The sequence below is a fragment of the Burkholderia sp. Bp9016 genome, from assembly GCF_003857765.1.
Lineage (GTDB): Bacteria > Pseudomonadota > Gammaproteobacteria > Burkholderiales > Burkholderiaceae > Burkholderia.
In genome coordinates this window covers 245688-256081 of sequence record NZ_QTPY01000007.1, presented here as the reverse complement: position 1 = coordinate 256081, position 10394 = coordinate 245688, and the positions used below count along the sequence as shown (strand labels likewise).

Sequence of the window (10394 nt, the reverse complement as noted above, 5' to 3'; positions counted from 1 at the left end):
ATGATCTGGCTGTCCGTGAATCTCGATTTCTTCATTCCGTAGAACTCCCTCAACAAGAAAATTCTACTTCTGATCACTCCGGTTTCTCGGGGGGATTACCGGGCGGACACGCCAAGCGATCGGCGGAGGAGTGCCGCGAGGCGCCACCCCAAGCACTGTTTCAGAACTTTCGGACCGCAAAAGAAAAAGGCGCCCGAAGGCGCCTTCAAGATGCTGCGGCTTGTCAGGCAAGCTGATTAGAACTTGTGACGGATGCCGACGCGAGCTGCGACCTGATTGCTGGTGGTCGACGGATCGAGACCGTTGATCGCTGCCTTCGCCTGAATGACGTTGCCCTCTGCGTCGAGCGTATTGCCGGATGCATGCTGGTACACGCCGATCACGTAGACGTCCGTGCGCTTCGACAGGAAGTAGTCGACGCCCAGCGAGCCCTGGTGATACTTGGCTGCGGAGTTGCCGTCGATCTTGCTGCCTTGCGTGTAGTCGTACGCTGCGCCGAGGATCAACGCCGGGGTCAACTGATACTTGAAGTTGATTTCGCCGTTGTTGAACGTCGCGGTCTGGTTCACGAACGGACCGGCCGAGAAGCCCTTGAACTTCGTGTTCGAGTACGTCGCACCGATCGTCGCTGCGCCGAACGTGTATGCGCCGCCCGCACCGATGACCTGGTACGTGTTGGCACTGTTCGCATAGGTGCCGTAGACCGGCGACGTCACGGCCGTCGTCGCAGCCGACGCACCGGTGTTGAACATGCCGCCGAAGTTGGCCGGCGTGCGTGCGTTCAAGTAGCCGACGCCCAGGACCAGCGGGCCGTTGTTGTAGCCGGCGCCGAGCGACCAGACCTGGTTCTTCGAGAACTGACCGGCTTGACCGCCGAAGCTGTACATGCCGCCGAACGACACGCCGCCGTAGTTCTGGCTCGTGAACTTGACCGCGTTGTTCACGCGATAAGCGTTGTTGAAGTTATCGAGGTCGCCGGGGTGAGCAGCGATATAGCCGCCCCACTGGTCGCCTGCCTCGAGCGGGCCGACGAAGTCGACGACCGAGTCGTACTGGCGACCCAGCGTGACCGTACCGATTTGGCTCGACAGGCCGACGTAAGCCTGACGGCCGAACATCAGGCTGCCCTGGCCGAGCTTGCCGGAGTTGACGTCGAAACCGTTCTCGAGCACGAAGATCGCCTTCAGGCCGCTGCCCAGATCTTCGGTGCCGCGCAGACCGAAGCGGCTGCCTTGCAGCACGCCGCTTGCCAGACCGTACAGGTGACCGCCCTTGGCGTTGTTGTTGAAGATGAGGCCTTCATCGATGATGCCGTAAAGCGTCACGCTGCTTTGCGCATGGGCTGCGCCAGCAAACGCGCCCAGCGCGACGAGCGCGAGAAGCGACTTTTTCATTAACGGATCTCCAAGAATCACTGAATTTTTTTTGACGGGGCAGATAGTTATGTTGTGTCGACAAGCCCCATCAACTTCACAAGAAGTCGCTCGTAATGTAGCAAAACCGTTTTTTGCCACAAAGCGAAATGCCGCACCTCAAGGTCGCCATGTTTCCTTTATGCAACAATGGTTAAAATCACGGGTTAACCGCAATTTCCGCTGAATAATCAAGTCGGTTACGCAGCGGAACACGTGTCCTTGCCGCCCGCGGCAGCACACGCAGCCAGGAGAACAGGATGGTATTGGATGAACTGATCAACGAATTCGATCGCGGCCTGCGATCGCTGACCGGCGTGAGCCGGATGAGCCGCGCGGTACCCGTGCCGGCGGAGCCGCCGGCCGGCGAACTCACGCCCGCGGAGCGCAAGCATGCTGCCGGACTCATGCGCGTGAATCATGTCGGCGAAGTGTGTGCGCAGGCGCTCTACCAGGCGCAGAAGCTGACCGCGCGCTCGTCGTCGTCGAAGGCAATGTTCGAGGAAGCCGCTTGCGAGGAGGAGGACCATCTCGCATGGACCGCGCATCGGCTGAAGGAACTCGATTCGCGCCCGAGCTTGCTCAACCCGCTGTGGTACGTCGGCGCGCTCGCGATCGGCGTGGCAGCCGGTACGCTGGGCGACAAGGTCAGTCTCGGCTTCATGGCGGAGACCGAGCGCCAGGTCGAGAGCCACCTCGACTCTCACTTGTCCGAACTGCCGGCGACCGACACGGCGTCGCGCGCGATCGTCGAGCAGATGCGTGCCGACGAGGTGAAACACGGCAAGGCCGCGACCGACGCCGGCGGAATCGAACTGCCGCTGCCCGCGCGCATGCTGATGCGCGCCGCGTCGAAAGTCATGACGAGCACTGCGTACTATCTCTGAGATTTGGGTCGGGCGGCGCACGACGCCGTCCCGGTCCGTTTTCCTCGATACCGCCCGTTTTTTCCGCGTTTTCCCGCCCCCGAAAGCCCCGTCCGAACGCCAGTCTGGCCCGCCTTTCTCACGTATCACCTTCACAAGTTGCACTAGCTCATTCATTTATAACGGTTTTTGGAATGAGGGGCCGCATGAGCATGTTCGCGTAAGTCCTTGTTCTAACTAACAAAATTCGTCAAAAAACCAGACCGCTCCCTTGACCGTGCCAAACCCTTCCTCTAAAGTGGGAGACAGTGTGAGAAAGTGTATTTTTGTGTGATTTGGCGGGCTATTCCGGCTAAATTCTGAGCGTTGAGCGGGCGCTTCGGTGCCCTGAACGGGAGAGCGGAAAGTGTTCCAAGGGGCGTCGGCGCTGACGCTCGATGCGAAAGGGCGGATGTCGGTGCCGGCTCGCTATCGCGAAGCGCTGCAAGGACAGGCAGAAGGACGGGTGACTGTGACCAAGCACCCGGACGGCTGCCTGTTGCTGTTTCCGCGCCCTGAATGGGAAGTGTTCCGCGCCAAGATCGCCGCGCTGCCGATGGACGCACATTGGTGGCGGCGGATTTTTCTCGGTAATGCGATGGATGTCGATCTCGACAGCGCGGGCCGGATTCTTGTATCGCCCGAGCTGCGAATGGCAGCCGGACTGGAAAAGGAAGTCATGTTGTTGGGAATGGGTAGTCACTTCGAGCTGTGGGATTCGCAGACCTACATCGCGAAGGAGCAGGCAGCGATGGCGCAGGGCATGCCCGACGCGCTGAAGAATTTCACGTTCTGATTGCGGTGACGGAGACGCCCGCGATGGGAAACGAATTGCAGCATCGGACCGTGTTGCTGGACGAAGCGGTCGAGTCGCTCGTGACGCGACCGGACGGCATTTATGTCGACGGCACGTTCGGGCGGGGCGGTCATAGCCGCGCGGTACTCGCGCGGCTCGCGCCCGCCGGGCGGCTGATCGCGTTCGACAAGGATCCGAGGGCGATCGAGACGGCGCAGCGCATCGAGGATGCGCGCTTCTCGATCGTGCATGACAGCTTTGCATCGATGCGCGACGCGCTTGCGGCGCGCGGCGTCGAGAAAGTATCGGGTGTGTTGCTGGACCTGGGCGTGTCCTCGCCGCAGGTGGACGATCCCGCGCGCGGCTTCAGCTTTCGCGCCGATGGTCCGCTGGACATGCGAATGGATCCGACGCGCGGCGAGTCGGCCGCTGAATGGCTCGCACGGGCATCGGTGCAGGAACTGACGGAGGTGATACGGGATTATGGGGAAGAACGGTTTGCTTTTCAGATTGCAAAGGCGCTTGTTGCTCGCCGGGCAGAGTCCGACCGTCTTGGGCCTCTCGACACCACGGGCGAGCTTGCCCAAATCGTGGGTCACGTCGTCAAAACCCGTGAGAAGGGCAAGGATCCGGCAACCCGCACCTTTCAGGCTATACGGATTCACGTCAATCAAGAGCTTGCGGACCTGCAAGTCGTACTAGACGCGGCATTGTCGTTGCTGGAGCAAGGGGGGCGGCTGGTGGTCATCAGCTTTCATTCACTCGAGGACCGGATCGTCAAGCGATTCATGCAGGCGCACGCCAGTGCGCCTGCGGTCGATCGTCGTCTGCCGATCCGTGCCGTCGATCTCCCGAGCCCGCCGCTCAAGATAATCAGCCGTCAGTTTCCGAGCGAAGCGGAAGTCGTCGCGAATCCGCGCGCCCGGTCGGCCGTGATGCGCATCGCGGAGCGCGTCACGCCATGAGCCGCTTCAATATCTTCCTGTTGATCATCGTGATGGGGTGCGCACTGTCGGTCGTCAACTCGACGAATCAGCAGCGCCAGTTCTTCATCCAGCTGCAGCGCGCGCAGTCGCAGGAGCGTCAGCTTCAGCAGGACTATGCGCAGCTTCAGTATCAGCAGAGCGCGCTGTCGAAGACCTCGCGCATCGAGCAACTCGCGAACGATTCGCTGAAGATGCAGCCGATCACGACGGGCCGCACCCAATACCTGACGCTGCCGCCGGGCGCCGTGAAGGCGATCGACGCGCCGATTCCCGCTTCGGCCGATGCGGCCACCAAGGGCAAGGGAGGCGTGCGATGAAACCGTCGCAAAAGCGCCAGGACGTGAAATTTTCGTCGAGCCCGGTGCTCGGCGTGCACCTGCCGATGTGGCGCTCGAAGCTCGTCGTGTTCATGCTGTTCATGGCGTTCGTCGCGCTGGCCGCGCGGGCGTTCTGGATTCAGGGGCCGGGCAACGCGTTCTATCAGAAGCAGGGCGAAAGCCGCTACCAGCGGACGCTCGAGCTGCCGGCCACGCGCGGCAAGATTCTCGACCGTAACGGGCTCGTGCTCGCGACGAGCCTGCCCGTGCGCGCGATCTGGGCAATTCCCGACGCGGTGCCGGACGATCTCGACGCGGACAAGATCAACCAGCTCGGCAAGCTCCTCGGCATGACGCCGAAGGAACTGCGCGTGAAGCTGTCGGAAGACAAGGGTTTCGTCTACGTAAAGCGCCAGGTGTCGATCGACGTCGCGGACAAAGTCGCGGCACTCGATATCCCGGGCATCTACCAGCGCAACGAATACAAGCGCTTCTATCCGGAAGGCGAGATCACCGCCCACCTGATCGGCTTCACGAACGTCGAGGACGAAGGGCAGGAGGGCGTCGAACTGGGCGACCAGAAGATGCTGTCCGGCACGTCGGGCGTGCGCCGCGTGATCAAGGACCGGATGGGGCACATCGTCGAGGACGTCGCCGAACAGATTCCGCCGCACAACGGGACGGACGTCGACCTGTCGATCGACAGCAAGATCCAGTACATCGCGTACGCGAACCTGAAGGCCGCCGTCGAGAAGTTCAAGGCGAAGGCCGGCGCGGCGATGGTCGTCGACGTGCGTACCGGCGAGGTGCTCGCGCTGGTCAACTATCCGACCTACAACCCGAACGACCGCTCGCACCTGACGGGCGAGCAGTTGCGCAACCGGATCCTTACCGACGTGTTCGAGCCGGGCTCGATCATGAAGCCGTTCACGGTATCGCTCGCGCTCGACCTGCATCGCGTGACGCCGAACACGCTCGTCGAAACGGGCAACGGGCACTTCGTGCTCGACGGCGCGCCGATCAGCGACGATGCGGGCTTCGGCACGCTGACGGTCGGTGGCGTGATCCAGAAGTCGAGCAACATCGGCGCGACCAAGATCGCGATGACGATGCGGCCCGAGGAAATGTGGGATATGTATACCAGCATCGGTCTCGGCCAGGCGCCGAAAGTCGGTTTCCCGGGCGCCGCGGCCGGCCGCCTGCGCCCGTGGAAGAGCTGGCGCCGTATCGAGCAGGCGACGATGTCGTACGGCTATGGCCTGTCGGTGTCGCTGTTCCAGCTGGCGCGTGCATATACCGCGATCGCGCACGACGGCGAGCTGATGCCGGTGACCATTTTCAAGACCGACCCCAACCAGAAGATCACCGGCACGCAGGTGTTCTCGGCGAACACCGCGCGTGAAGTGCGCGCGATGCTCGAGACCGTGGTCGCGCCGGGCGGTACGTCGCCGGACGCCGCCGTGCCCGGCTATCGCGTCGGCGGCAAGAGCGGTACCGCGTACAAGCACGAAGGTCACGGCTACACGCGCAAGTACCGTGCGTCGTTCGTCGGGATGGCGCCGATGCCGAATCCGCGTATCGTGGTCGCGGTGTCGGTCGACGAACCGACCGCCGGCAGCCACTTCGGCGGCCAGGTGTCGGGCCCCGTATTCTCGGCGATCGCGGGCGATACGCTGCGCGCACTGAACGTGCCGCCGAACATGCCGATCAAGCAGCTGGTCGTTTCCGACGACACGCCGGGCGCGCCCGCCGACAAGCCCGGTCCGCAGAAGCTGGCGGCAGGTGGCACCGCGAAGCATATGATCGTATCCAGCACGACGCGTAATTCACCAGGAGTTGTTCGATGAGCGCCGCTCGCAGTTCCCATCCGGCGCATCAGCAGATCGCAGCCGCGCTCGCGTGGCTGCGTCAGCATGTGGCCCCCGCGGCGCAACTGCATGCCGACACGCGCAGTCTGCAGGCCGGCGACGTGTTTCTCGGCTATGCGGTCGACGGGGCAGACAATCGCGCTTTCATTTCCGACGCCGTGGCCCGTGGTGCGGCCGCCGTGCTGTATCAGCCGGACGGTCTCGCAGCGGCACCGGCCGCGCCCGTTGCGCTCGCGGTGCCGGCGCTCGACGAGCTTGCCGGGGAGATCGCCAGCGGCTGGTATGGCGATCCGAGCGACAGCCTGCTCGCCGTCGGCGTGACCGGCACGAACGGCAAGACGTCGTGCACGCAATGGATTGCCGCAGCGCTGACGGCGCTGCATCAGCCGTGCGCGCTGATCGGCACCCTCGGAACCGGCATGCCGGGCCAGCTCGTGCCGACGGGCTTCACGACGCCGGACGCCCCACAGCTGCAGCGCAGCCTCGCGCAACTGCGCGACGCGGGCGCGAAGGCCGTCGCGATGGAAGTGTCGTCGCACGCGCTGCATCAGGGGCGCGTGAACGGCACGGCATTCGACATCGCCGTATTCACGAACCTGACCCAGGATCACCTCGACTATCACGGCACGTTCGACGCGTACGAAGCCGCGAAGGCGAAACTGTTCGCGTGGCGTGGGTTGCGCGCGGCGGTCGTCAACCGCGACGACGCAGCCGGCCGCCGCCTGCTCGAGAAGCTGGCCGGCCGCGTGCGCACGATCGCATACGGAATCGGCGACGCGCAGGCGCCTGACGCGGATCGCGAACTGATCGCGCTCGACGTGCGCGCGACCGCCACGGGCACCGCATTTCACCTGCGCTCGTCGTGGGGCGACACGGACGTCGAAGTCGGCACGCTCGGCACGTTCAACGTCAGCAACCTCCTCGCGGTGCTCGGCTCGCTGCTCGCGGCCGACGTGCCGTTCGACGCGGCGGTGGCCGAGATTGCACGGCTCGAGCCTGTCAACGGCCGGATGCAGCGTCTTGGCGGCCGCCTGCAGAACGACGAACCGCTGGTCGTGATCGACTACGCGCATACGCCCGACGCGCTGGAGAAGACGCTCGACGCGCTGCGCCCGATCGCCACGGCGCGCGGCGGCCGGCTCGTCTGCATGTTCGGCTGCGGCGGCGATCGCGATGCGACGAAGCGCCCGCTGATGGGCGCGATCGCCGAGCGGCTCGCCGACGAAATCGTCGTCACGAGCGACAACCCGCGCAGCGAGGATCCGCAGCGCATCATCGACCAGGTCATCGCGGGCATGGCCGCGCCCGACCACGCACGCCGCATCGAGGATCGCGCGAGCGCGATCCTGCAGGCCGTGCGCGGAGCCGCCCGCGAGGATGTCGTTGTGCTGGCCGGCAAGGGCCATGAGGCGACGCAGGAAATCATGGGCAAGAAACGCACGTTCTCCGATCAGGATCACGCGCGGCTCGCACTCGCGGCCCGCGCGACGCACGGCAAGGGAGGCGGCGAATGACGATGCTCAGTCTCGGCGAAGCCGCCCGCCTGATCCCGGGCGCCACCCTTCGCGGCGATCCGGCCACGACGTTCGAGCGCGTCTCGACGGATAGCCGCACGGTCGGCCCGGGCGACCTGTTCGTCGCGCTGAAAGGCGAGCGCTTTGATGCGCACGACTTCCTCTGCGACGTGGCCGCGCGCGGCGCGGCTGCAGCGCTCGTCGCGCATGCGCCGGAGGGCCTCGCGATGCCGGTCATCGAAGGCGGCGAAACGCGTGCCGCGCTCGGCGCGCTCGCGCACGGCTGGCGCAAGCAGTTCGCCGTGCCGCTCGTCGCTGTGACGGGCAGCAACGGCAAGACGACCGTGAAGGAAATGATCGCGTCGATCTTCGCTGCGGCAGTCGGCGCCGACGCAAGACTCGCGACGGCCGGCAACCTGAACAACGACATCGGCGTGCCACTGACGCTGCTGCGCCTGTCGGCCGCGCATCGCATCGCAGTGATCGAGCTCGGGATGAACCATCCGGGCGAGACCGAAATCCTCGCGCGCATCGCGGCGCCGACCGTTGCGCTCGTCAACAACGCGCAGCGCGAGCATCAGGAGTTCATGGCAACGGTCGAAGCCGTCGCGCTCGAACATGCGGCGGTGATTCACGCGCTGACACCGGACGGCGTCGCGGTGTTTCCGGCGGACGATGCGTACGCTGGCATCTGGCGTGTCGCGGCGACCGGCAACCGGATTCTCGATTTCGCACTGCACGAAGCCGATCGGCAGGTCGACGCGCAGGTCACGGGCCGTCTGCAGGGCGGCGAGCTTGCGATCGACACGCCGTCGGGCAGGTTGACGTTGCGGCTGCGCGCGCTCGGCGAGCACAACGCTCGCAACGCGCTGGCGGCTACGGCCGCGGCGCTCGGAGCCGGGATCGGGCTGGCGGCGATCAAGCAGGGGCTCGAATCGTTCGAGCCGGTGAAGGGCCGCTTGCAGGTCCGGAAGGCGAGCGTTGGCAGTCTCGCAGGCGCGACGATCGTTGACGACACCTACAACGCGAACCCCGACTCGATGCGCGCGGCGATCGACGTGCTGGCTGCGCAACCGGCGCCGCGCGTGCTGGTGATCGGCGACATGGGTGAAGTCGGCGACGAAGGGCCGGCATTTCACCGCGAGATCGGCGCATATGCGCGTGAGCGCGGAATCGATGCGCTGTTCGCGCTCGGCGACGCATCGCGTGATGCCTGTACCGCATACGGCGACACGGCTCGCCATTTCGGCGACGTCGGCACGCTGGTCGACGCGCTGCTCGGCGCGGGCTACGGCGCGCAAGCGACGGTGCTCGTGAAGGGCTCGCGGTACATGAAGATGGAGCGCGTGGTCGACGCGCTGACGAACCAACCCGCGACGGGCACGGCGCCCGCCGCACACTGAGTAGAAGGAAGGAAGCATGCTGCTGGCGCTGGCGCAATGGCTGCAAGGAGACGCAAGCTTTTTGCGCTTGTTCACGTACCTGACGTTCCGTGCGGTGATGGCCACCATCACGGCGCTCGGGATCGGGCTCGTGTGCGGACCGTGGGTGATCCGCAAGCTGACGCAAATGAAGGTCGGGCAGGCCGTGCGCAAGGACGGCCCGCAGAGTCACCTCGTCAAGTCCGGCACGCCGACGATGGGCGGCGTGCTGATCCTGATCGGCATCGCGGTCGCGACGCTGCTGTGGGGCGATCTGACTAACCGCTTCATCTGGATCGTGATGCTCGTCACGTTCGGCTTCGGCGTGATCGGCTGGGTCGACGACTACCGCAAGGTCGTCCACAAGGACCCGCGCGGGATGTCGTCGCGCGAGAAGTATTTCTGGCAGTCGGTGATCGGCCTGTTCGCGGCGGTTTATCTCGCCTTCAGCGTGTCCGAGGCGAACAACGTGCGCGTGTTCGACCTGTTCATGGCGTGGGTGAGGAGCGGCCTGTCGATGGGGCTGCCCGCGCGTGCCGACCTGATGTTGCCGTTCCTGAAGTCGATCAGTTATCCGCTCGGTGTCTGGGGTTTCATCGTGCTGACCTATTTCGTGATCGTCGGCGCGAGCAACGCGGTGAACCTGACCGACGGCCTCGACGGTCTCGTGATCATGCCGGTCGTGCTGGTCGGCGCATCGCTCGGCGTGTTCGCGTACGTGATGGGCAGTTCGGTCTATTCGAAATACCTGTTGTTTCCGCATATTCCGGGCGCGGGCGAACTGCTGATCTTCTGTTCCGCGATGGGCGGGGCAGGGCTCGCGTTCCTCTGGTACAACACGCACCCCGCGCAGGTGTTCATGGGCGACGTCGGCGCGCTGGCGCTGGGCGGCGCGCTCGGCACGGTTGCGGTGATCGTGCGCCAGGAAATCGTGCTGTTCATCATGGGCGGCATCTTCGTCGCGGAAACGTTGTCGGTGATGCTGCAGGTGTCGTGGTTCAAGTACACGAAGAAGCGTTACGGCGAAGGGCGCCGCCTGCTGAAGATGGCGCCGCTGCATCACCATTTCGAATTGTCCGGCTGGAAGGAAACGCAGGTAGTGGTGCGTTTCTGGATCATCACGTTGATGCTGTGCCTGTTCGGGCTGTCCACCCTCAAGTTGCGGTAAAGGAAAG

The 10394-nt window shown here is 64.6% G+C and carries 9 protein-coding genes; 8 read left to right on the top strand and 1 reads right to left on the bottom strand.

The genetic code is table 11. The features are described from left to right. Positions 1-236 precede the first annotated feature (236 nt). Complete coding sequence (locus DIE13_RS11480) at positions 237-1394, bottom strand: porin (protein WP_124827240.1); 1158 nt, start codon at positions 1392-1394, stop codon at positions 237-239. Between the two features lie 278 nt (positions 1395-1672). Here DIE13_RS11480 and coq7 point away from each other — a divergent pair, with 278 nt between their 5' ends. The 8 genes from coq7 (at position 1673) to mraY (ending at position 10387) form a co-directional block, all read left to right on the top strand. Further along, the gene (gene coq7 / locus DIE13_RS11475; protein WP_124827239.1) at positions 1673-2299 is read left to right on the top strand and encodes a 2-polyprenyl-3-methyl-6-methoxy-1,4-benzoquinone monooxygenase; all 627 of its coding nucleotides are present in this window, start codon (positions 1673-1675) and stop codon (positions 2297-2299) included. A 385-nt stretch (positions 2300-2684) separates the two neighbouring features. Further along, positions 2685-3113 (top strand): division/cell wall cluster transcriptional repressor MraZ, encoded by a 429-nt coding sequence (gene mraZ, locus DIE13_RS11470; protein WP_006400450.1) that lies wholly within the window; start codon positions 2685-2687, stop codon positions 3111-3113. A 23-nt stretch (positions 3114-3136) separates the two neighbouring features. After that, entirely contained in the window at positions 3137-4078 is a 942-nt protein-coding gene (gene rsmH, locus DIE13_RS11465; RefSeq protein WP_124827238.1) for a 16S rRNA (cytosine(1402)-N(4))-methyltransferase RsmH, read from the top strand. Continuing rightward, entirely contained in the window at positions 4075-4416 is a 342-nt protein-coding gene (gene ftsL, locus DIE13_RS11460; RefSeq protein WP_124827237.1) for a cell division protein FtsL, read from the top strand. The genes rsmH and ftsL overlap by 4 nt, the downstream gene beginning before the upstream one ends. Continuing rightward, complete coding sequence (locus DIE13_RS11455) at positions 4413-6263, top strand: penicillin-binding protein 2 (RefSeq protein ID WP_124827236.1); 1851 nt, start codon at positions 4413-4415, stop codon at positions 6261-6263. The genes ftsL and DIE13_RS11455 overlap by 4 nt, the downstream gene beginning before the upstream one ends. Beyond that, the gene (locus DIE13_RS11450; RefSeq protein WP_124827235.1) at positions 6260-7798 is read left to right on the top strand and encodes a UDP-N-acetylmuramoyl-L-alanyl-D-glutamate--2,6-diaminopimelate ligase; all 1539 of its coding nucleotides are present in this window, start codon (positions 6260-6262) and stop codon (positions 7796-7798) included. Before DIE13_RS11455 ends, DIE13_RS11450 begins: the two co-directional genes overlap by 4 nt. After that, positions 7795-9201: a UDP-N-acetylmuramoyl-tripeptide--D-alanyl-D-alanine ligase gene (murF, locus tag DIE13_RS11445; protein ID WP_124827234.1), complete on the top strand. Its 1407-nt coding sequence runs from the start codon at positions 7795-7797 to the stop codon at positions 9199-9201. The genes DIE13_RS11450 and murF overlap by 4 nt, the downstream gene beginning before the upstream one ends. 16 nt (positions 9202-9217) lie before the next feature. Further along, entirely contained in the window at positions 9218-10387 is a 1170-nt protein-coding gene (gene mraY / locus DIE13_RS11440) for a phospho-N-acetylmuramoyl-pentapeptide-transferase (RefSeq protein WP_096506148.1), read from the top strand. Positions 10388-10394 lie beyond the last annotated feature (7 nt).